This window comes from Rhodococcus sp. P4_B6 (assembly GCF_056402215.1).
Map to the genome: position 1 here is coordinate 51571 of NZ_JBFUHV010000021.1, position 21366 is coordinate 72936.

The 21366-nt window shown below is 68.8% G+C and carries 20 protein-coding genes and 2 riboswitches; of the genes, 13 read left to right on the top strand and 7 right to left on the bottom strand.

Going from position 1 to position 21366, the window contains the following annotated elements:
- Window positions 1–46 precede the first annotated feature (46 nt).
- Entirely contained in the window at window positions 47–2167 is a 2121-nt protein-coding gene (pta, locus tag AC1DWT_RS13315; protein ID WP_095862462.1) for a phosphate acetyltransferase, read from the top strand.
- Entirely contained in the window at window positions 2164–3366 is a 1203-nt protein-coding gene (locus AC1DWT_RS13320; RefSeq protein WP_095862463.1) for an acetate kinase, read from the top strand. Before pta ends, AC1DWT_RS13320 begins: the two co-directional genes overlap by 4 nt.
- 3 nt (window positions 3367–3369) lie before the next feature.
- Here AC1DWT_RS13320 and AC1DWT_RS13325 read toward each other — a convergent pair whose 3' ends face one another.
- From AC1DWT_RS13325 to AC1DWT_RS13335, 3 genes are read right to left on the bottom strand one after another with little or no spacing between them, the layout of a single operon-like run.
- On the bottom strand, window positions 3370–5727 hold the full coding sequence (locus AC1DWT_RS13325; protein WP_206013169.1) for a serine/threonine-protein kinase: 2358 nt from the start codon (window positions 5725–5727) through the stop codon (window positions 3370–3372).
- A gap of 8 nt (window positions 5728–5735) precedes the next feature.
- Window positions 5736–6710: a glutamate ABC transporter substrate-binding protein gene (locus AC1DWT_RS13330; protein ID WP_095862465.1), complete on the bottom strand. Its 975-nt coding sequence runs from the start codon at window positions 6708–6710 to the stop codon at window positions 5736–5738.
- A complete protein-coding gene (locus AC1DWT_RS13335) occupies window positions 6707–8089 on the bottom strand; it encodes a hypothetical protein (RefSeq protein ID WP_072948508.1) in 1383 nt (460 codons plus the stop codon). The genes AC1DWT_RS13330 and AC1DWT_RS13335 overlap by 4 nt, the downstream gene beginning before the upstream one ends.
- Window positions 8090–8212: 123 nt before the next feature.
- On the opposite strand from AC1DWT_RS13335, the gene AC1DWT_RS13340 reads away from it, so the two are divergent.
- Window positions 8213–8971: an NUDIX hydrolase gene (locus tag AC1DWT_RS13340; RefSeq protein ID WP_072948507.1), complete on the top strand. Its 759-nt coding sequence runs from the start codon at window positions 8213–8215 to the stop codon at window positions 8969–8971.
- Here the strand turns inward: AC1DWT_RS13340 and thiE are convergent, their stop codons facing one another.
- Window positions 8972–9670, bottom strand: coding sequence for a thiamine phosphate synthase (thiE, locus tag AC1DWT_RS13345; RefSeq protein ID WP_072948505.1), 699 nt, complete (start codon window positions 9668–9670; stop codon window positions 8972–8974). It abuts the gene before it with no gap.
- A 24-nt stretch (window positions 9671–9694) separates the two neighbouring features.
- Window positions 9695–9807: riboswitch (TPP riboswitch) on the top strand.
- Here thiE and thiO point away from each other — a divergent pair.
- The 7 genes from thiO (at window position 9806) to AC1DWT_RS13380 (ending at window position 16215) form a co-directional block, all read left to right on the top strand.
- Window positions 9806–10873 (top strand): glycine oxidase ThiO, encoded by a 1068-nt coding sequence (gene thiO, locus AC1DWT_RS13350; protein WP_206013167.1) that lies wholly within the window; start codon window positions 9806–9808, stop codon window positions 10871–10873. (Overlaps the previous riboswitch by 2 nt.)
- A gap of 2 nt (window positions 10874–10875) precedes the next feature.
- Window positions 10876–11100 carry a sulfur carrier protein ThiS gene (thiS, locus tag AC1DWT_RS13355; RefSeq protein ID WP_005251712.1) on the top strand — a complete coding sequence of 75 codons (225 nt, stop codon included), beginning with the start codon at window positions 10876–10878 and terminating at the stop codon, window positions 11098–11100.
- Window positions 11093–11860: a thiazole synthase gene (thiG, locus tag AC1DWT_RS13360; RefSeq protein WP_072948501.1), complete on the top strand. Its 768-nt coding sequence runs from the start codon at window positions 11093–11095 to the stop codon at window positions 11858–11860. The genes thiS and thiG overlap by 8 nt, the downstream gene beginning before the upstream one ends.
- A 112-nt stretch (window positions 11861–11972) precedes the next feature.
- Window positions 11973–12914, top strand: a complete 942-nt coding sequence (locus AC1DWT_RS13365) for an ABC transporter ATP-binding protein (RefSeq protein ID WP_011594987.1) — start codon at window positions 11973–11975, stop codon at window positions 12912–12914.
- A complete protein-coding gene (locus AC1DWT_RS13370; RefSeq protein WP_206013165.1) occupies window positions 12914–13708 on the top strand; it encodes an ABC transporter permease in 795 nt (264 codons plus the stop codon). Before AC1DWT_RS13365 ends, AC1DWT_RS13370 begins: the two co-directional genes overlap by 1 nt.
- A 145-nt stretch (window positions 13709–13853) precedes the next feature.
- Window positions 13854–15308, top strand: coding sequence for a M20/M25/M40 family metallo-hydrolase (locus AC1DWT_RS13375; protein WP_174705564.1), 1455 nt, complete (start codon window positions 13854–13856; stop codon window positions 15306–15308).
- Window positions 15309–15360: 52 nt separating this feature from the next.
- Window positions 15361–16215 carry an adenylate/guanylate cyclase domain-containing protein gene (locus tag AC1DWT_RS13380; RefSeq protein WP_206013163.1) on the top strand — a complete coding sequence of 285 codons (855 nt, stop codon included), beginning with the start codon at window positions 15361–15363 and terminating at the stop codon, window positions 16213–16215.
- Window positions 16216–16247: 32 nt separating this feature from the next.
- Here the strand turns inward: AC1DWT_RS13380 and thiD are convergent, their stop codons facing one another.
- Together thiD and thiC are read right to left on the bottom strand one after the other, a co-directional pair.
- Complete coding sequence (gene thiD, locus AC1DWT_RS13385; RefSeq protein WP_072948494.1) at window positions 16248–17093, bottom strand: bifunctional hydroxymethylpyrimidine kinase/phosphomethylpyrimidine kinase; 846 nt, start codon at window positions 17091–17093, stop codon at window positions 16248–16250.
- Between the two features lie 10 nt (window positions 17094–17103).
- Complete coding sequence (thiC, locus tag AC1DWT_RS13390; protein WP_477920924.1) at window positions 17104–18750, bottom strand: phosphomethylpyrimidine synthase ThiC; 1647 nt, start codon at window positions 18748–18750, stop codon at window positions 17104–17106.
- A riboswitch (TPP riboswitch) is annotated at window positions 18743–18851 on the bottom strand. (Overlaps the previous gene by 8 nt.)
- 133 nt (window positions 18852–18984) lie before the next feature.
- Between thiC and AC1DWT_RS13395 the strand changes: the two genes are divergently transcribed.
- The 3 genes from AC1DWT_RS13395 (at window position 18985) to AC1DWT_RS13405 (ending at window position 20595) form a co-directional block, all read left to right on the top strand.
- On the top strand, window positions 18985–19362 hold the full coding sequence (locus AC1DWT_RS13395; protein WP_072948491.1) for a GNAT family N-acetyltransferase: 378 nt from the start codon (window positions 18985–18987) through the stop codon (window positions 19360–19362).
- A gap of 100 nt (window positions 19363–19462) precedes the next feature.
- Window positions 19463–19825: a GNAT family N-acetyltransferase gene (locus AC1DWT_RS13400; protein WP_206013159.1), complete on the top strand. Its 363-nt coding sequence runs from the start codon at window positions 19463–19465 to the stop codon at window positions 19823–19825.
- Window positions 19826–19917: 92 nt separating this feature from the next.
- Window positions 19918–20595 carry a hypothetical protein gene (locus AC1DWT_RS13405; protein WP_072948487.1) on the top strand — a complete coding sequence of 226 codons (678 nt, stop codon included), beginning with the start codon at window positions 19918–19920 and terminating at the stop codon, window positions 20593–20595.
- Here AC1DWT_RS13405 and AC1DWT_RS13410 read toward each other — a convergent pair.
- Window positions 20562–21365, bottom strand: coding sequence for an exodeoxyribonuclease III (locus tag AC1DWT_RS13410; RefSeq protein ID WP_072948485.1), 804 nt, complete (start codon window positions 21363–21365; stop codon window positions 20562–20564). The two genes, AC1DWT_RS13405 and AC1DWT_RS13410, sit on opposite strands and share 34 nt — an antisense overlap.
- Window position 21366: the final 1 nt, after the last annotated feature.

A 21366-nucleotide genomic window follows, 5' to 3' on the forward strand; every position in this document is an offset into this window, starting at 1 on the left:
GGGACGGAGCGGTGTCAATCACCCAGCGGCGGTGTCCGGATACGCTATGGCCATGGCTGCGCCCGCGACACCTTCGCCTGTGAATCCACCCGCACGTCCTCAGCCCTCGAGTATCTTCATCGCCTCACCGGAGGGGGACACCGGAAAGTCCACCATCGCGCTGGGTGTCCTGCAGATGCTGTGTGCGTCGGCGGCGAGGGTGGGTGTCTTCCGCCCCATCGCCCGGTCGACGGAGGAGACCGATTACATCCTCGAATTGCTCCTCGAGCACACGACGGCCGACCTCGGGTACGAGGAGTCGCTGGGGGTCACGTACGAGCATGTCCACGCAGACCCGGAGGGCGCGCTCAGCGAGATCGTCGCCCGGTACCACCAGGTGGCGGCGCAGTGCGATGCTGTCGTGGTGATCGGCAGCGATTACACCGACGTGGCCAGCCCGAGCGAGCTCGGCTACAACGCCAGGATCGCCGTGAACCTGGGCGCACCGGTGTTGCTCGCAGTGAAGGGAGTCCGGCGCACCCCCGAGGAGGTCGCGCAGCTCGCCCAACTTGCCATCGGTGAACTGACCGGTCACCACGCGCACCTGCTGGCCGTGGTCGCCAATCGATGCAACCCCGACGAACTCGACGCCGTGACCGACGCGTTGGCGTCCACCGGTGTGCCCGCGTGGAGCCTGCCCGAGATCCCGCTGCTGGTCGCACCGACCATGGCCGAACTTCTCGAGTCGATCGACGGCAGCCTGTTCAGCGGCGACCCCGAGTTGCTGCACCGGGAGGCGCTGCGGGTGCTGGTCGGGGGAATGACGGCCGAGCACATTCTCGAGCGGCTGACGGAGGGCACGGTGGTGATTGCCCCGGCCGACCGGTCCGACGTGCTGCTGGCGATGGTGAATGCGCATGAGGCCGAGGGGTTCCCGTCGCTGGCGGGCATCATCATGAACGGTGGGCTGGTGCCGCACCCGGCGATCGCGAAGCTGATGGCCGGCCTCAGGCCGCGGTTGCCGATCCTCACCACCGATCTGGGCACGTTCGACACGGCCAGTGCGGCCGCTCAGACCCGTGGCCGGGTGGCGGTCGGCTCGCAACGCAAGATCGACACCGCCCTGAGTGTCATGGAACTCCGGGTGGACGCGCCGACGCTGCTGGAGCGGTTGAAGCTGCCCATCCCGTCGGTGGTGACTCCGCAGATGTTCGAGTACCAGCTGATCGACCGCGCCCGCCGGGACCGCAAGCACGTCGTGCTCCCGGAGGGCGCCGACGACCGCATCCTGCGGGCGGCGGGGAGGCTGCTGCAACGGCAGGTGGCGCAGTTGACCATTCTCGGCGACGAGGTGCAGGTGCGTCGCCGCGCGGCGGAACTCGGTGTCGACCTCGCGGAAGCGCAGGTCCTCGACCCGCGGACGTCCGAACATGCCGGTCCGTTCGCGGAGGAGTACGCGCGGCTCCGCGCCCACAAGGGCATGAGTGTGGACCGCGCCCGCGAGGTGATGACCGACATCTCGTATTTCGGAACCATGATGGTGCACTTGGGAATCGCGGACGGCATGGTCTCCGGTGCCGCGCACACCACGGCGCACACCATCCGGCCGTCGTTCGAGATCATCAAGACGCAACCGGGTGTGTCCACCGTGTCGAGCGTGTTCCTGATGTGCCTGTCCGACCGGGTGCTCGCGTACGGTGACTGCGCGGTGGTGCCCGACCCCACGGCCGAGCAGCTGGCCGACATCGCGATCTCGTCGGCGCAGACGTCGTCCCAGTTCGGCATCGATCCGCGCATCGCGATGCTGTCGTATTCGACGGGCGACTCGGGCAGCGGCGCGGATGTCGACAAGGTGCGCTCCGCGACCAAACTGGTGCGGGAGCGTAGGCCGGACCTGTTGGTGGAAGGCCCCATTCAGTACGATGCCGCCATCGAGCAGAGCGTGGCCGACAAGAAGATGCCCGGTTCGGAGGTGGCGGGCAAGGCGACGGTCTTCATCTTCCCCGACCTCAACACCGGCAACAACACGTACAAGGCGGTGCAGCGCAGTGCCGGAGCGATCGCGGTCGGGCCGGTGCTGCAGGGTCTCAACAAACCCGTCAACGACCTGTCGCGAGGGGCGTTGGTCGAGGACATCGTGAACACCGTGGCGATCACGGCGATCCAGGCGCAGGGAGCAGAGCAGTGAGCGAAGGCAGCGAAGGTTCCGTCCTGGTGGTCAATTCCGGTTCGTCGTCGATCAAGTTCCAGCTGGTCCACCCGGACACCGGGAAGTCCTCGGCGTCCGGTCTCATCGAGAGGATCGGGGAACCCGAGGGGCGCATCGTCTATCACCACCGCACCGGGTTGGCGGAGCGCCACGTCCACATCGCCGACCACCGGGCGGGGCTGAAGATGGTGTCGGACATCGTCGCCGAGGTGGGGCGTCCGCTGCGGGAGGCGGGGATCGTCGCGGTCGGGCACCGCATCGTCCACGGCGGCGACGTGTTCTACGAGCCGACGATCATCGACGACGCGGTGGTGCAGTCCATCTCGGACCTGTCGGCGCTTGCGCCGCTGCACAATCCGGCGAACGTGATCGGGATCGAGGTGGCGCGCGAGGAGTTGCCGGACATCCCGCACGTCGCCGTGTTCGACACCGCGTTCTTCCACACGCTGCCTGCGGAGGCGTCGACGTATGCGATCGACCGGACGGTCGCGCAGGAGCACGCCATCCGGCGGTACGGCTTCCACGGCACCTCGCATCAGTACGTGTCGGGGCGGGCGGCCGAGTTCCTCGGCCGGGGCCTGTCGGAGCTGAATCAGATAGTGCTGCACCTCGGGAACGGCGCGTCGGCGTCCGCGATCCGCGGGGGACTGGCCGTCGACACGTCCATGGGCCTGACTCCGCTCGAGGGTCTCGTCATGGGCACGCGGTCCGGCGACGTCGACCCCGGGGTGATCCTGCACCTGCACCGCAGCGGCATGGGTGTCGATCAGATCGACGACCTGCTGAACCGGCACTCCGGACTCAAGGGCCTGTCCGGGGTCAACGACTTCCGGGCGCTGCTGGCACTCGTCGGCGAGGGCGACGAGGACGCGGCGCTGGCCTACGACGTGTACGTGCACCGGCTCCGCAAGTACATCGGCGCCTACCTGGTGGAACTGGGCGGCGTGGACGTCATCACGTTCACCGGGGGAGTCGGCGAGAACAACGTCGACGTCCGCCGCGACAGCCTGGCGGGGCTGGGCCGCCTCGGCATCGTCGTCGACGACGACCGCAACCGCGCGGATTCCCGGGACGCCCGCCGCATCTCGGCGGACGAGTCCGACGTCCAGGTGCTGGTCGTGCCGACCAACGAGGAGTTCGCGATTGCCCGCGCCGCGGTGGAGCTGGTCGGGGTCTGAGTGTTACAGCAGGCTCCTGGGCCTGATGGCGTTGGCGAGGTCCACCAGCGTGTACCGGTGGGTGCGCTCGGGGGCGTTGCGGGCCAGCGCCCGCAGACCGGCCTCGGCGCCCTTGCGTAGTCCCCGTTCGGTGAACGGCACCCCCAGGATCTGCTCGAGTTCCGTTGCCGACGTGTGACCGGCACGCATCCAGTCCAGCGCCGTGCCCAGCACGAGTGTGCGCATCTGCAGCGCCCGGCTCTCCTCGGGTGCGAGCGCGGTGACGCGGAGCGCCGCCTCCCGCAGCGCCGCCTCGTCGATCTCCTCGATCGGCCTGCCGGACAGCAGCATCAGCACACTCGTCATCTGGGCCATGGTGAAGTGCCGGGACGTCGCGGGAACCTGATCGAGCGCGGCGATGGCGCCGGGCAGATCTCCGCGTTCGGTGAGTTGGCGGGCCAGCCCGAATGCTGCGCTCACCAGGCTGTGATCGGTGCGCCACACCGTCCGGTAGTACTTCTCGGCGAAGGTCCGCCACCGGTGGGAATCGGAGCTTTCGCAGTGCTGCAGAATCAGTTCGGCGGTGGCCGCGAGGGCAAGTTTGGGAGCCGTTTCACCGGGCATCGCCTGCAGCACGGACTCGAACCGGGGGAATGCCGTCTCGTACTCGCCGTCGATCAGCGTCGCGAGTCCGGCGTACCAGTCGACGCGCCAGTTCCCGCCCATCTCCGCCTCCAGGTCGCGGAGGAGTGTGGTCGCGGTGGCGGCGTCCCCGAGGTCGAGGTGCGCCTTGATCTCGGCGAGGGTCAGTTCCCGGGAGAACGACACGTCCAGGTCGCCGACGACCCGCTCGATACCGCTCTCGCGGGCGTGCCGAATGGAATCGAGGGTCTGCTGCGGTTCGCTGTGCACCGCGGCGGCCAGGAGCTGGGCGTTGGGGTCGGCCGGGTCGATCAGCGGCACCGCCAGGGCCTGCGCCACCGACAGCGGGTCGAGATTCCTGTCCCGTTCGACGCCGTCGACGTACACGTCCGTCTGCTCGACGGCCTCGTTCGTGCCGAAAGTCGTTCGTTGCTTGCTGAACACGGTCGACAGTCCGGGATGCTCCTCGCCGGTCTGCTGCGCGAGCACCTCGCGGAGTACGGCGGTGAGCTGACCGGCCATCTCCTCGGCGGACGCGAACCGCCTGCTCGGATCGGGGTCGGTGGCGCGCAACAGGAGTCGGTGGAAGAACTCGTATTCTGTCAGGAGCGGCGCCTGCTCGGGGGAGGGGATCCCGTCGAGGTACCGGCCCTTGTCGGACGGCATGTCGAGCGTCAGCACTGCGAGTGTGCGCCCCACCGTGTAGATGTCGGAGGCCACGGTCGGGCCGGTCTTGACGATCTCCGGCGCCTGATACCCGGGCGTGCCGTACAGGTACCCGTAGTCCTCGATGCCGGCGACGGCGCCGAGGTCGATCAGCTTCAGGGCGTCCTCGGTGACCATCACGTTGTCGGGTTTGAGGTCGTTGTACACCAGACCGGTGGAGTGTAGATATGTCAGTGCGGGAAGGATTTCGAGCACGTACGCGATGGCCTGCTCGACCGGCATGCGCTCGGGCCTGATGTGCGTCGACAGGACGTCGCGCAGCGAATGACCGCCCACGTACTCCATGACGATGTAGCCCATCGGGGTTCCGTCCGACCGGGGATGCTCCACGAAGTTGAAGATCTTCACGATGCTCGGGTGCGCCACCTCGGCGAGGAACTGGCGTTCGGCCACCGCCACCGCCTGCGCCTCGGCGTCGCCGAAGTGCAACAGCCCCTTGAGAACCACCCACCTGTCGCTGACGTTGCGGTCGATGGCCAGGTAGATCCAGCCGAGGCCGCCGTGCGCGATGCAGCCCTGCACCTCGTACTGGCCGCCGATCAGTTCGTTCGGATCGAGGAGCGGCCGGAAGTCGAAAGTCGCTCCGCACGAGGGGCACAGACCGAACTCGGAGGCCTCGGACGTGGGGCCGCTGCGGCCGACCGGCTTGTTGCACTTCCAGCAGAAGCGCTTGCCCTCGGGGACCTTCGGGTCGGTCATCACCGCCGACGCCGGGTCGAGTGTCTTGACGACGGGCACCTCGACGAGTCCGCCGCCGAGACGCAGGCGCTGCCCGGACCGGGTGCGCGGTGACCGCGTCGAGCGACCGGTGCCGGACGCACCCGACGGCCGGGACGTCGGCGCCGCCTGGGTGGCCGGCCCCTCGTCCAGTTCTTCCCGAACTGCTGCTTGCGTGGCCTCGTCCAGCTCTTCCCGAACTGCTGCCTGCGTGGCCTCGTCCTCGGGTTCCCGGACCGCGGCCTGGGTGGCGAGGTCCGGGTCGGTGGACTCGGGGTTCTTCGAATGTTGCGGCATGCGTCCCCTCAGTCCTGGTACACGGCGGACGGCGGGGCGGGGGACGGGCCCAGCACCGACAGCCACTGGTCGTACATTCTGGTCCAGGTTCCGTCGCTGCGGATCCGTTCGAGTGTGCGGTTGACGAACCGCACGAGGTCCTCGTTCGCCTTGGTGATGCCGATGCCGTACGGTTCGGCGCCCATGCTGTCCCCCACGATCTCGAGGTACGGGTCCTGGGACGCCAGGCCGGCGAGGATCGTGTCGTCGGTGCTCACCGCGTCGACCTGCCGCTGCTGCAGGACCACCAGGCAATCCGACCACATGGGGACCGTGAGGATCTCGGCGGTCGGCGCGACCTTCTGCAACCGGGTCAGCGACGTCGTGCCGCGGACGACGCAGACCCGCTTTCCGCCCAGGTCGGCGGCGCTGCGGATCGGGGATCCCTTCACGACCAGAACCCGCTGCTGCGCCTCGAAGTACTCGGAGGAGAACGCCACCCGTTCCTTGCGGTCGCAGGTGATGGTCATCGTCTTCGCCACGATGTCGACCATCGACTCCTGCAGCGCCTTCTCACGATTCGCCGACGTGAGAATGCGGTAGTCGAGCCGGTCCGGGTCGCCGAACAGGTCCCGCGAGATCTCCCGGGCGACGTCGACGTCGAAGCCCTCGACGGCGCCGGTCGCGGGAGCGCGGAAACTCATCAGGTTGCTGCCCGTGTCGAGGCCGACGACGAGACGCCCCCGCGCGCGGATGGCGTCGACCGTCGGCATCGGCGTGTCGGAGTCGGGGAACGGGCGCAGGCTCGCGGTGGGGTCGCCGCAGTCCTTCTCGGGAGCAGGCGGGGCGGCGCTGGTCTCGGGGGCCGGTGCCGCGGCCGCGGGAAGCGGGGGTTCGGTGTAGGACACGTTCGGCGATCCGACGTGCTCCGGAGCGGCCTCGGCGCACCCGCCGATCAGCAACGTGGCCGCCAGCAGCACCAGCGCGATCCGGTGCCGCCTCACTGGTATTCCCTCAACCGAGGCCACAACCCGATGATAATTCCGGCGAACGCGACGAGCGTGAGGACGAGGGCGCCGGAACCGAGTGCGGTCAGCACCCGGGCCGCGGACTCGACGTTCGACCGCAGATGGTCGCGGGCGGTCCCGATCCCGTCGGTGAGCGCATCGTCGACGGCGGTGAACTGGGCCGCGGAATCCGAGGGTCCCGGCCCGATGGCAACCGTTGCCGCCGAAACGAAGTCGCCCTTCGCGAGGATCTCGTTCATGCGATCGTGCGCCGAAGACCAGCTTTTCCAGGCGTCCTCGGCCCGCACCACCTCGTCGTGGCCGACCGCGCGGTCGCCGTCGTGCGGATAGCCCGACAGCAGGGTGTCGAGCTGACCGGACTTGTCCTCGAAGACGGCGTCGTAGTCGCCGTTAGAGTCCCGGCGGACCAGTTTGAGCGTCTCCTCGGTGCGCGCCTGCTGCGCCAGGATGCGCGCCGCGGTCAACTCGTGCATCGGTCGGGCGCCCTGGGTCAGCGCCCGCTTGGTGTCGAGGGAGGAGACCAACCCGGCGACCAGCATCCACACGAGGAGGATCGCGGTGCACGACGACGCCAGGATCAACCCGAGATTGAACGTGCGCCTGCTCAGCCGTGCGAGGACGACCTGCGCGACGAGCAGCGCGACGAGCGCGACGAGGACCAGGATCAGCGCCGTCCAGGGTGGACGGGAGTAGTCCCGCTGTATGTCCGCGACGTCGGTTTCCTGCCGGGCGTGCAACTCCTGGGCCTTCGGCAGCATGCTCGTCTGCATCAGCGTGGATGCCTCGCTGAGGTAGGCCGCGCCCACGGGGTGACCGGTGCGGTTGTTGGCCCGCGCGGTCTCGACGAGACCGGAGTAGACGCTGAGGTCGGTGGAGATGGAGGCGAGAAGGCGCCTGCTGTCCACGTCGCTGGGGGCGAGCCCGCCGGACGCGTACACGAGGTCGGCGGAGGCCGTGCCGAGCGCCTGCGCGTACGTGTCCCGGAGTTCGGGGGGTTCGAGACCGCCGGAGATGAACGCGGTGGTGGCCGCGGCGTCCGCCACCGACAGGGCGCTGTAGAGGTTCTGCGCCGAGAACGACAGCGGTTCGGTCTCGGCGAGGACGCTGTCGAGGGTGGCCTCCCTGCCGTTCACGGTCGACGCGGCCACGAATCCGGCGGTCAGGGTGAGCAGCACCAGGAGCGCGCCGAGGGCGGTGAGCTTGGCGGGTGTCGACCCCAGGAAGGCCCGAAGTTCCTTACGACGCGCGACGGCGGGGTCGACGTCGTCGTCCGCGGCGGCAGACAGGGCGCGGCTGCCGTGGGGTTCGATCGACGGCGCCTCACGCAGAACCACGTCGCACCCCTCCCGTGTCACGGCCGCACCTTGTGGGGAGCATATAAGCAGGAGTCGGTGACTGGGGATATCGGGCACTTCCGGCAGAAACCGTTAGTGTGAGGGAACTGCAGGGAGACCCATCAGGTCGGACAGGGGTAGTCGATGCGTGGTGACGGTGACGGCTGGGCGACCGGGCCGGACGGCAGTCGTCATTGGGGCAAGCACGGTGCGGCCGGGTTGTTGCTGCGTGCGCCGCTCCCGGACGAGACGCCGGCCGTGCTCTTACAGCACCGTGCGGCCTGGAGCCACCAGGGCGGGACGTGGGCGTTGCCGGGCGGTGCCCGGGACAGCCACGAGACCACGACCCACGCCGCGGTACGCGAGGCGCACGAGGAAGCCGGCATCGAGAGTGCGGCCATCAGAGTCCGCACCGAGGTCGTCACCATGAAGGCCGCGAGCGGCTGGAGTTACACCACGGTGATCGCCGACGCCGAGCGTCCACTGCCCACCGTCGCGAACGGTGAGAGCACCGAACTGCGCTGGGTGCGGGAAACCGACGTCGCCGGGTTGCCACTGCACCCCGGGTTCGAAGCGGGGTGGCCGCAACTGCGCACCACCGAGGTGCGGCTGCTGCTCGACCGGTACGACGTGCTGGGTGAGAGCGGCGCGCTCGCGCAGCTGTCGAAGGCACTGCCCCGCACCGTGCACCTGCCCGACGGCACCTACGGGTGGCTGCCGCGCGTCGAGGTGCTCGAGGCACTGGACACGGTCGGTCGCCTCGCCGAACCGGCAGGTCACGGCACCACGCTGGGGACGGTGACCGCGGTCGTCACCACCGACCCCGAGCTGATCGAACAGTTGCCCGCCACGGTCGTGGTCCTACCGCCCGCCACGGTGCGAGACTGGCTCCAGCAGGCGTAACTACGCGTTCTGCTGCAGCAGGGCGGACAGTGAGCGCGCGGCGGCCTGCGGGTCGCGGGCCTCGGTGATGGCCCGCACGACGACGATCCGGTCGGCGCCTGCGGCGAGGATCTCCGGAACCCGGGACTCGTCGATGCCGCCGATCGCGAACCACGGGCGGTTCGGCGCGGAGTCGGCGGTCGAGCGCACCAGGTCGATGCCCGACGCGGTCCGCCCGGGCTTGGTGGGGGTCGCCCACACCGGTCCGGTGCAGAAGTAGTCGACGCCGTCCTCGATCGCCGCGAGGCTGGCCTGGGCGCGGCTGTGCGTGGACCGGCCGATCAGCACATCCGAACCCACGACGGTCCGCGCGTAGGGGACGGGCAGATCGCCCTGGCCGAGGTGCAGGACGTCGGCGCCTGCGGCCAGCGCCATGTCGGCCCGGTCGTTGACGGCGAGCAGCGCCCCGTGCCGCCTGGCCGCGGCCGCGAGCACCGACAGTGCCGCCAGTTCGTCCCTGGCGTCCATCGTGCCGAACTTCTTCTCACCGGCCGAGCCCTTGTCGCGGAGCTGGATGATGTCGACGCCGCCGGACAGCGCGGCCTCGGCGAACTGCGCCAGGTCGCCCTTCTCGCGCCGAGCATCGGTGCACAGGTACAAACGTGCTGTTCCGAGGCGGCGCCGACGGTCCGTGAGGTTGCTGTGATGTGAGGTGGTCACGGCATGACGGTAGCCTCTACGGTGAAAGTGCAACACGGGAGTCCCGGGGAACGTGGGGCTGAGAGGGGCTCACGCCGAGCCCGACCGTCATACCTGACCCGGATCATGCCGGCGCAGGAAGTGAGGTGGAGTTCAATGGCGAGATCGGTATCCGTCGTCGGAGGCGGAGTGATCGGCCTGTCGATTGCGTGGCGAGCAGCCCGCAACGGCTGGTCGGTGAAGCTGTACGACCCGTCGATCGGTTCGGGAGCGTCCTGGGTGGCGGGCGGCATGCTCGCCCCGCTGTCCGAGGGCTGGCCCGGTGAGGAGAGCGTCCTCGAACTGGGGAGCGCGTCGCTCGACCGGTGGCCCGAGTTCGGGAAGGAACTGGAGGCCGGGGCCGGCGTCGACCTGTTCACGTCGGAGGGTTCGCTCACCGTCGCGTTGGACGGCGCCGACGCCGAAGACCTCCGGACCATCGCCGAGTGGGTGGGGGCGCAGGGCCGGGATCTGCAGATCCTGAATCGCGCCGAGGTCCGCGCCCTCGAGCCGATGCTGGGTCGCGGAGTCCGGTTAGGGCTCTTGGCCGTCGACGAACTGGCCGTCGACAACAGGCTGCTCCTGCAGGCGTTGCAACGGTGTGCCGTCGACGCCGGGGTGGAGCTGATCGGTGAGGCCGTGCGCAGTCTGGACGGGCTGGGCGCGGACCAGATCGTCGTCACCGCGGGCATCGCGTCACCGGCACTGTGGCCGGGACTTCCGGTGCGCCCGGTGAAGGGCGAGATCCTGCGGTTGCGGGCCCGTCCCGGGGTGACCCCCGCGCCGGGCCGGACCATCCGCGGCAGCGTCCACGGCAGACCCGCCTACCTGGTGCCGCGTGCCGACGGCATCGTCGTCGGAGCCACCCAGTACGAATCGGGCAACGACACGCAGGTCACGGTGGCCGGTGTGCGGGACCTGATCGCGGACGCGGAGGCGCTGATGCCCGCCATCGGCGAGTACGAACTGCGTGAGACCTCGGCGGGTCTGCGTCCGATGACCCCGGACAACCTGCCGCTGATCGGCCGGGTGTCCGATCGGGTCGTGGTGGCGACGGGACACGGCCGCAACGGCATCCTGCTCACTCCGGTGACCGCCGACGCGACGGTGGCATTGTTGGAGGGCTCGGCACTGGTCGAGGCGAAAGCCGCAGACCCCGAACGTTTCGAGAAAGTAGCGAGGTAGAGATGAGTGAGCAGCAAGTAGTGGTGCCGATCGGCATCAGCGTCAACGGCGAGGATCACGAGTTCACGGAACCGTTGACCGTCACCGGGCTGCTGGAGGTGCTGAACCTGCCGACCAAGGGAATCGCGGTGGCCGTGAACGGCGCCGTGTTCCCCCGCGCCCGTTGGGACGAGCTCGTGGTCCGGGGCTGGGAGATCGAGATCCTCACGGCGGTGCAGGGTGGCTGACGCGACGCCCGGCGTGCAGAAGGGCCTCACGATCGCGGGCCGCACGTTCGGTTCACGGTTGATCATGGGCACCGGTGGCGCCGCCAACCTGACGGTGCTCGAAGAGGCGCTCGTCGCGTCCGGCACCGAGCTGACCACGGTCGCGATGCGCCGCGTCGACGCCGTCGGCGGCACCGGGGTGCTGGACCTGCTGCGCCGGCTCGACATCGCGCCGCTGCCCAACACCGCGGGGTGTCGCGGTGCGGCCGAGGCGGTGCTGACGGCGCAACTCGCCCGGGAGGCGCTCGAAACCGACTGGGTGAAGCTCGAGGTCATCGCCGACGAACGCACCCTCATGCCCGACGCCATCGAGTTGGTCAGCGCCGCCGAGCAACTGGTCGACGACGGATTCGTCGTCCTGCCGTACACCACCGACGACCCGGTCCTGGCCCGCAGGCTCGAGGACGTCGGCTGCGTGGCCGTGATGCCGCTGGGTTCGCCGATCGGCACCGGGCTCGGTATCGCGAACCCGCACAACATCGAGATGATCGTGGAGGGTGCCGGGGTACCGGTCATCCTCGACGCCGGCATCGGGACCGCCAGCGACGCGACCCTCGCGATGGAACTCGGCTGCGACGCCGTCCTGCTGGCCACGGCGGTGACCAGGGCGAAGGATCCGGCGCTCATGGCGTCGGCGATGCGCGGGGCCGTGGTGGCGGGGTACGAGGCCCGGCACGCGGGCCGCATCCCCAAGCGGTTCTGGGCGCAGGCGTCGTCGTAGAACTCGGGGTCGAGTCGGGGTCCGGTTCGGGGTCCGACCGGTACCAGGGGACGAGTCGGGAGTAGACCTGCGGCCGATGCGCACCGGCCGCAGGTTCCGGCATTCTTCTCACATGATTGAAGTGAGGGGACTTTCAAAGACCTTCGGTGCGACGAAGGCGGTGGACAACCTGACGTTCAACGTGAAGCCGGGTATGGTCACCGGCTTCCTCGGCCCGAACGGTGCAGGAAAATCGACGACGATGCGCATGATCCTCGGGCTGGACCGCCCCACGGCGGGCAGCGCGCTGATCGACGGCAAACCGTACAGCGACCTGGTGCAGCCGCTGCGGACGGTGGGGGCTCTGCTCGACGCGAAGTGGGTGCAYCCCAATCGCTCGGCCCGCGCCCACCTGCAGTGGATGGCGGCGTCCAACTCGCTGCCGAAGAGCCGGGTCGACGAGGTGCTGCACCTCGTCGGGCTCACCGAGGTGGCGGGGAAGAAGGCCGGCGGATTCTCGCTCGGCATGTCCCAGCGACTGGGCCTGGCCGCCACGCTGCTCGGCGATCCGAAGGTGCTGCTGTTCGACGAGCCGGTGAACGGGCTCGACCCGGAGGGCATCGTCTGGATCCGGAAGTTCATGCAGCGCCTCGCCGCCGAGGGCCGCACCGTGCTGGTGTCGAGCCACCTGCTGTCCGAGATGGCGCTCACCGCAGAACATCTGGTGGTCATCGGCCGCGGGCGTCTGATCGCCGACACCACCGTGTCCGAGTTCGTCAGCAAGTCCTCGGAATCGACGGTGCGCGTGCGGAGCCCACAGCTGGACGCGCTGCGCAGCGCGCTCACGTCCAACGGACTCACCGTGCGCGAGGACGGATCCGACGGGCAGCAGGCGCTCGTCGTGGTGGATTCGTCGACGGACGTCGTCGGCGGGATCGCCGGTTCGCAGGGCATCGTCCTGCACGAGTTGGCATCTCAGCGCGGATCGCTGGAGGACGCCTTCATGAAGTTGACCGGAGACGACGTGCAGTACCACGCAGAGGGCGTCGAAGATGTGATGAGGGGTGCACTGTAATGGCTGTTCTCAATGCCGAACGGATCAAGATCACGTCGACGAGGTCGCCGTGGTGGTGCACCGTCATCATCATCGTGCTGGGCCTCGGTCTCGCGGCGGTCATCGGGCTGAGCGCGAAGGCGAGCATCAACACGTTCAACAACCAGATCGCGGACGGTAAGCAACCCGACTTCGACCCGTTCCTGCCGCAGATGTCCGACGCCGTCGGCGGTGTCTCCGGGTTCGGTGTGCTGGTTCTGATGATCCTCGCGGCACTGGCCGTGACCAGCGAATACCGGTTCGGGGTCATCCGCACCACGTTCCAGGCCATCCCGAACCGGGCGTCCGTCCTCGTCGCGAAGGCCGGCCTGATCGGCGCGTTCGGCGCCGTGCTGACGTTCGTGCTCACGTTCGGCGCGTACGCCATTGCGAAGGCGACGGCCGGCGACGAGGCCGGAGCGGCACTCACCCTGACCGGTGCGGACGCGTGGCGGTCGATCTACGGCGTCCCGATCTACGCGTTCCTGTGCGTGGTTCTCGCCGTCGGAGTCGGCACCCTGCTGCGTCAGTCGGCGGGGGCGATCGCCCTGCTGCTGCTGTGGCCGCTGCTGATCGAGAGCCTGTTCAACCTGTTCGGCTCGTTCGGCCAGAAGATCATGCCGTTCCTGCCGTTCCTCAACGCCAACAACTTCCTGGGAGCGCCGCAGGGAGTCGATTTCCACTGGGGCCCGTGGGGCAGCCTCGTGTACTTCGCGGTGTTCGTCTTCGTGATCTTCGGGGCCGGACTGGTGGTCGTCAACAAGCGCGACGCCTGACACCCGATACAGTAATCTCGCCCTGCTCCTCCGCCAGGTGATCGTCGGGAGACCTGGCTGAGGGTGACGGTGGGGCGGGAGCCTGTGGGCCGGTGCGAAATCCATTCGCGCCGGCCCACAGGTGCTTCTGCGTTAGGCTCCCGACATGCGACTACGGGGAGTTTTCACAGTCGGAGTGGCCGGTGCGATGGTCCTGGCCGGGTGCTCGTCGACGAGTGAACCCGATTCGCCGCCGGTCGACGCGAGCGCTCTCGCGGCCTCGGTCACCGAGAGCGGTGTGGTGGGGCACCTCGAGCAACTGCAGACGATCGCCGAGAGCAACGACGGCAACCGCGCAGCCGGAACGTCCGGCTACGACGCGAGCGTCGACTACGTCGCACAGACATTGGAAGACAAGGGCTTCGACGTCCAGACCCCGGAATTCGAGTTCCACAAGTTCGACGTGCGGACGGAGGCCCTGCGGTCCGGCGACCGCGACTTCGACGTCCGGGCGATGTCGTATTCACCGTCGACCGGTCCGCAGGGGCTCACCGCCCGCCTGGTGCCCGCCCCGAAGGACGACAGTCCGGGATGCGAGGTCACCGATTACGACGGCCTCGACGTGACAGGCGCGATCGTCCTCGTGAACCGCGGGGTGTGCCCGTTCGCGGCCAAGCAGCAGGTGGCGTCCGAGCGCGGTGCCGCAGGCGTGATCGTCGTCAACAACGAGGACGGACCGATGAGCGGCGGCACCCTCGGCGACCCGGATGTGGGCAAGGTGCCCACGGGCGGGGTGAGCAAGGCGGACGGCGCCGCGCTCGAGCAGGCGGGGGGTGACGTCACCCTCACGCTCGACACCGTCACCGAGTCGAGCACTGCGCGCAACGTCATCGCCCAGACGAAGACCGGCTCGACCGAGGACGTCGTGATGGTCGGCGCGCACCTGGACAGCGTCCCCGAGGGCCCCGGCATCAACGACAACGGCACCGGCGTCGCCGCGACCCTCGAAACGGCCGTGCAACTCGGCGGTTCGCCCGACGTCGACAACGCCGTGCGCTTCGCGTTCTGGGGCGCCGAGGAACTGGGTCTGCTCGGATCGGAGGCGTACGTCGACAGCCTCAGCGAGGAGCAGCGGAACGACATCGCGCTGTACCTGAACTTCGACATGCTCGGTTCCGAGAACGCCGGCTACCTGGCCTACGACGGCGACAACTCCGACAACGTCGGCGAGGGGCCCGGACCCGAGGGATCCGCGGGCATCGAGCGCACGTTCACCGAGTTCCTGCAGGGCGACGGCATCGCCGCGGACGGCACGGACTTCGACGGCCGATCCGATTACGGTCCGTTCATCGAGCACGGCATCCCGTCGGGCGGCGTGTTCAGCGGCGCCGACGAGACGAAGACCCCCGAGCAGGCGCAGAAGTGGGGCGGCACCCCGGGTGTCGTGTACGACAAGAACTACCACAGCGCGACCGATACCCTCGAGAACGTGGACAGGGCCGCGCTCGCCAAGAATGCCGCCGCGGTCGCGTATGCCGTCGGGGTGTACGCGGAGTCGCTCGCGGGGCCGAACGGAGTCCCCATCGGCGCGGACCGGGAGAAGGCGCGGGCCACCGAGTGATGTCCGATTCGTCACGGGTTTGTGCATGTGACGCTGAGTTACTCTTACTCTCGTGAGCGACGACCCCGCCGAAGAGAACAGTGCCGAGCACGGCGCTGCGCAGACACCGAAACGGGGCGACAAGGTGCTGGGCTGGGTGGAATCGGTCAACCGGCAGCCACAGCTGATCGAGGGGCTGCGGAAGATTCGTCGCGCGCTCCCCGGCGATCCCGCGTTCGGGGACCCACTGTCGACGGCGGGCCCCGGAAGCGCGCGGGCGATCGCCCGCGTCGCCGACCGCTTCCTCGATCACCAGCCGGGCGCGTCCCGCGAGATGAGCCTCGGCGCGCTGCAGGTGTGGCAGGCACTGCTCGAGCGCACCGGACGCGGCCGGGGAACACGGGAGGTGACCATCGTGTTCACCGACCTCGTCGGGTTCTCCAGTTGGTCGCTGCCCGCCGGTGACAGCGCCACCCTCGCCCTGCTGCGCGACGTCGCCCGGGCCGTCGAGACCCCCATCGTCGACCGGGGCGGGCATGTGGTGAAACGACTCGGCGACGGTGTGATGGCCGTCTTCTCCAGCCCGGACCGCGCGATCGACGCCGTCTTCGCCGCGCAGGACGCCCTCGCGGACGTCGAGGTGGACGGCTACCGCCCCCGCATGCGCGTCGGCCTCCACACCGGTTCGCCCCGGCAGATCGGCAGCGATTGGCTCGGTGTCGACGTGACCGTCGCGGCCCGCATGATGGAACTCGGCGGCGACGGCAACGTGATGGCGTCGTCCGCCACGCTGTCGAGCCTGCAGCCGGGCACCCTCGACGACCTGGGGGTCGGGGTCAAGCCGTGGCGGCGCGCCTTCTTCGCCCCCGCCCCCAGCGGGGTGCCCTCGGACCTCGGTATCTGGCGGTTGCGGCTCCGCCGCCCGTGAGTACTTGTTAACCGCCGGACGTTAATAAGTACTCACGGGTGCCGCAGGCGCCACAGGGGGGAGACGGGGCCGTGACCGGCACCCAGGTCGTACGACGCCTCCAGGCACTTGGTGACCCACTCCTTGCCGAACGCCACCGCGTCGGGCACGGACCATCCGTGGGCGAGTGCACTCGCGATGGCGGCCGCGAGGGTGTCGCCGCCGCCGTGGTCGTTGCCGGTGTCGATCCGGGGACTGCTGAACTCGAGGAATCGGTCGCCGTCGAACAGCAGATCGGTGCTCGACGCCGACGTCCGCAGGTGCCCGCCCTTCACGATCGACCACTGCGCGCCGAGTGCGTGCAGCGCCTCCGCGGCCCGGCGTGCGGTCGCGTCGTCCACCACGTCGATGCCGGTGATCAACCGGATCTCGTCGAGATTCGGGGTGACCACCGTGGCGATCGGGATCAGCGTGTTTCGCACGGCGTCCAGCGCCTCGGCGTGCAGGAGCGGATCGCCGTGCATCGACGCGCACACCGGGTCGACGACCAGCGGGACCGGTTGGTCCCGGCCGATCCCGACCTCGGTGCACACGGCGGCGACGGCCTCGATGATGGCCGTCGACGCCAGCATCCCCGTCTTCGCTGCCCCGACCCCGATGTCGTCGACGACGCACCGCACCTGCGCGGCCACCGTCTCCGGCGGAATCTCGTGGAAGCCGCTGACCCCCACCGAGTTCTGCACCGTCACCGCGGCGACCGCGACACATGCGTGGACGCCGCACAGCGCCATCGTCCGCGAGTCCGCCTGGATCCCGGCGCCACCGCCGGAATCGGTGCCGGCGATGGTGAGGACGCGGACGGGGGTCTGGCCGTCGGGGGTCAGGGGCAGCAGCTTCACGAAGGGGACCTTACCGATTCTCTGAGGTGACGGATTCGACGGGCAGATACACACGGCCACCTGCGTCGACGAACTCGCTCGACTTCTCGGCCATGCCCGCCTCGATGGCTTCGACCGAATCGAGTCCGTGCTGCTGCGCGTACTCCCGCACGTCGGCGGAGATCCGCATGGAGCAGAACTTCGGACCGCACATCGAGCAGAAGTGGGCCGTCTTCGCCGGCTCGGCGGGCAGCGTCTCGTCGTGGAACTCCCGCGCCGTGTCCGGGTCGAGGGACAGGGCGAACTGGTCGTGCCAGCGGAACTCGAACCGGGCCTTCGACAGCGCGTCGTCCCGCTCCTGCGCGCGCGGATGCTGCTTTGCGAGGTCCGCGGCGTGCGCCGCGATCTTGTACGTGATGACCCCGGTCTTGACGTCGTCCCGGTTCGGCAGCCCCAGGTGCTCCTTGGGTGTCACGTAGCAGAGCATCGCGGTACCGGCCTGCGCGATCATCGCCGCCCCGATCGCGGACGTGATGTGGTCGTACGCCGGTGCGATGTCGGTGGCGAGCGGTCCGAGCGTGTAGAACGGCGCCTCCTCGCACAACTCCTCCTCGAGCCGCACGTTCTCGACGATCTTGTGCATCGGCACGTGCCCGGGACCTTCGATCATCACCTGCACGCCATGCGATTTCGCGATCTTCGTGAGCTCGCCGAGGGTGCGGAGCTCGGCGAACTGGGCCTCGTCGTTGGCGTCCGCGATGGAGCCGGGGCGCAGACCGTCACCGAGCGAGAACGTGACGTCGTAGCGGTGGAGGATCTCGCAGAGTTCGTCGAAGTGGGTGTACAGGAACGATTCCCGATGATGGGCCAGGCACCAGGCCGCCATGATCGAACCGCCGCGGGAGACGATGCCGGTGACCCGGCGCGCGGTCAGCGGAATGTAGCGGAGCAGCACCCCGGCGTGGACCGTCATGTAGTCGACGCCCTGCTCGCATTGCTCGATCACGGTGTCGCGGTAGATCTCCCACGTGAGCGCGGTCGGATCGCCGTCGACCTTCTCCAGCGCCTGATAGATCGGCACGGTCCCCACGGGCACCGGCGAATTGCGCAGGATCCATTCCCTGGTCTCGTGAATGTTCTTGCCGGTGGACAGGTCCATGATGGTGTCCGCGCCCCACCGCGTCGCCCACACCATCTTCTCGACCTCTTCCGCGATCGACGACGTCACCGCGCTGTTGCCGATGTTCGCGTTGATCTTGACCGCGAACGCCTTGCCGATGATCATCGGCTCGAGTTCGGGGTGGCAGCGGTTGGYCGGGATCACGGCGCGACCCGCCGCGACTTCGGCGCGCACCACCTCAGGTGAAACACCCTCTCGTGCAGCGCAATACCGCATCTCAGGGGTGACGGTTCCGGCGCGGGCGGCGTCGAGCTGGGTGCCCGCCCGGTCGGCGATCCACGACGCCCGCAGATGCGGAAGTCCCGCGTCCAGGTCGATCGTGGCGTCCGTGTCGGTGTACGGGCCCGACGTGTCGTACACGTCGAGGTGCTCACCGTTGGTGAGATGTACGCGCCGGACCGGCACCCGGACGTCGTCGCCCGACAGCAGGTACTGCTTGGTGCTGCCCTGGATCGGTCCCGTGGTGACGGACGTGGCTGTAGATATGGTTGTGCTCATCGATGATGCTCCCTACGCCGGCATTACCCGGACAGGTTCGACGGTCGACGGCCCCTAGCCGTCCTCTCAGCCCGCTGGTGCGAGCCCCCGTGGATGTGTAGTTGTCCCGGAGACTGTAACCGAGATCTCTGAGAGTGAACATTCGGGGGAAACTTGGACAGCGGTTCCGTGCATCGGTATAAAGGGTGATGAACATCACATTTCGATTACGACACATACCCCCAGGAGATAGCCATGCTGACGGACGCGCAGGTTGTGGACGTGATCGACAACGCCGATCAGAACCGATTCGAACTCCGACTGAGTGGTGACCTGGTCGGCATCCTCGGATACTTCGCCCTCGCGGACACCCCACCGGGTGCGGGTGCGGGAGTGGTGGCCCGGCCGCCGGGCCCGAAGAGTCGGGGGCGTCAGGCCCCGGTGGTCTCGTTCATGCACACGGTGATCGTGGAGGACTTCGGTCACCGCGGACTCGCCGCACTCATGGTGGGGCGCTCCCTCGACCTCGCCCGCGGGTACGGCTGGAAGGTCCGGCCCGTCTGCACGTACGTGCAGCGCTTCGTCGCGGGGCATCCCGACTACCGCGACCTCATGGTTCCGGTGGACGCCTGACGCGGTCGGGACACGAATCGACCACTCGTCGGCAACGAAACGGTTCCGGGGCCGGTGATTCCACTCGCGACGGTGCTCGTGAACTGATTCCATGAGTGGCATGGATCACATGTCGGACGGTTCCGAGCCGTCGGGGAGCATCACGGCCGTCGATACTCGCGTACTCGACAACCCCGCCCACGAACGATTCGATCTGTGGCTGGGGGACGAGCTGGTCGGCATCCTCGGCTATCGCGACGAGGACGACATCCCCGGGTTCACCGCCGAGTCCGGCGAGGTGGTCGCGTTCATGCACACGGTGATCGTGGAAGACTTCGGTGGCCGCGGCCTCGCCGCGGTCCTCGTGGGCGAGGCGCTGGGTTCAGCGCGCCGGCGGGGCTGGAAGGTGCGTCCCATCTGCACGTACGTCCGGCGCTACGTGGCGCTGAACCCAGAGCATCTCGACATCCTGGTCGCCGACTAGAACGACTTCCGAGAGCACTGCTCTTGCTGGACGTCGATTCGTGGTGAATACTGCTCTGCATAGAGAGCAGTGCTCACAATCGGAGGCGTGTCATGGTGGTGTCGGATCGGATCGACGGTCGTGCCGGGATCGCACGGATCTCCGCCGCAGCGCTGTTCGCCCTCGCGGGTGCGCTGTTCGTCGTCTACCCCGTGGTGCGTCCGTACGCGGCGGGCGGGGCACCGGACGGGCGGGCGGAGTTCGCCTCACCGTGGTGGCTCGTCGCCCACCTCGCCGCCGTCGGCGGATTCATCGCGTTCGGACTCGCGCTCGTTCCGCTCGCCGGCCTGCTGGAGGGGACGGCCGGCAGGCGGGCGGGCGTGGTTGCCGTGGCGGCGTCGTGGATCGGCATCGGACTGACCCTGCCGTACTACGGGGCCGAAACGTTCGCGCTGCACACGCTCGGCGCCAGCGGCCTGGACGACGGTGCCGTCACCGCCCTCGCCGAGAGCGTGCGGATGGGAGCGGCGCAGGCGACGCTGTTCGCCACCGGCCTGCTCCTCGTCGCGGTCGGCGCGGCGGCGGCCGCCGTGGCCATCGCCCGCTCCCGGCTACTCGCCGGCTGGTCGGGCATTCCGATGGCAGTGGGGTTCGCACTGTTCATCCCGCAGTTCTACGCCGACGCCCCCCTGCGCATCGCGCACGGCGTGCTCATCGGGTTCGGTTGTGCGGTTGTGAGTCTCGGGTTGCTGCGTTCTCAGTCGCCGAGGTCGACGATGACCGGCGCGTGATCGCTGGCGCCCTTGCCCTTGCGTTCGTTGCGGTCGATCTCGGCCTTGTCGACACGGCCCGCGAGGGCGGGCGACCCGAGCACGAAGTCGATGCGCATTCCCTGCTTCTTCGGGAACCGCAGCTGGGTGTAGTCCCAGTAGGTGTAGACACCCGGGCCCGGGGTGTGCGGACGGACGACATCGGCGAATCCCGATTCGACGAACGCCTGGAAGGCCTCGCGCTCGGGGACGGACGTGTGGGTCTTGCCCTCGAACAGCGCCGGATCCCAGACGTCCTCGTCGGTGGGCGCGACGTTCCAGTCGCCGACCAGCGCGATCTGCGCGTCCGGATTTCGGTCCAGCCATCCGACCGCATCCGTGTGCAGCTTCGCCAGCCACTCCAGCTTGTACGTGTAGTGCGGATCGGCGAGCTCACGGCCGTTGGGGACGTACAGGCTCCAGATGCGGACGCCGTTGCAGGTGGCGCCGATGGCGCGGGCTTCCTGCGCGGGCGCGACCTCCGGGTCCTTGTGGAACCCGGGCTGATCCTCGAAGCCGATCTGCACGTCGTCGAGACCGACACGGGACGCGATCGCGACACCGTTCCACTGGCTGAGGCCCACGTGCGCGACCTCGTACCCCAGTTCGCGGAACCGCTCGTACGGGAACTGCTCGTCCTTGCACTTGGTTTCCTGCATCGCCAGCACGTCGACGTCGGACCGCTGGAGCCAGTCCAGGATCCGGTCGGTACGGGCACGAACAGAGTTCACGTTCCAGGTTGCGATGCGCACG

Excerpts from the sequence above, each read along its gene's own strand:
- AC1DWT_RS13395 (WP_072948491.1), top strand. The coding sequence starts at position 18,985 with ATGCTGACGGACGCGCAGGTTGTGGACGTGATCGACAACGCCGATCAG.
- AC1DWT_RS13375 (WP_174705564.1), top strand. The coding sequence starts at position 13,854 with ATGCGACTACGGGGAGTTTTCACAGTCGGAGTGGCCGGTGCGATGGTC.
- AC1DWT_RS13325 (WP_206013169.1), bottom strand. The coding sequence starts at position 5,727 with ATGCCGCAACATTCGAAGAACCCCGAGTCCACCGACCCGGACCTCGCC.
- pta (WP_095862462.1), top strand. The coding sequence starts at position 47 with ATGGCCATGGCTGCGCCCGCGACACCTTCGCCTGTGAATCCACCCGCA.
- AC1DWT_RS13405 (WP_072948487.1), top strand. The coding sequence starts at position 19,918 with ATGGTGGTGTCGGATCGGATCGACGGTCGTGCCGGGATCGCACGGATC.
- AC1DWT_RS13370 (WP_206013165.1), top strand. The coding sequence starts at position 12,914 with ATGGCTGTTCTCAATGCCGAACGGATCAAGATCACGTCGACGAGGTCG.
- AC1DWT_RS13340 (WP_072948507.1), top strand. The coding sequence starts at position 8,213 with ATGCGTGGTGACGGTGACGGCTGGGCGACCGGGCCGGACGGCAGTCGT.
- thiS (WP_005251712.1), top strand. The coding sequence starts at position 10,876 with ATGAGTGAGCAGCAAGTAGTGGTGCCGATCGGCATCAGCGTCAACGGC.
- thiO (WP_206013167.1), top strand. The coding sequence starts at position 9,806 with ATGGCGAGATCGGTATCCGTCGTCGGAGGCGGAGTGATCGGCCTGTCG.
- AC1DWT_RS13400 (WP_206013159.1), top strand. The coding sequence starts at position 19,463 with ATGGATCACATGTCGGACGGTTCCGAGCCGTCGGGGAGCATCACGGCC.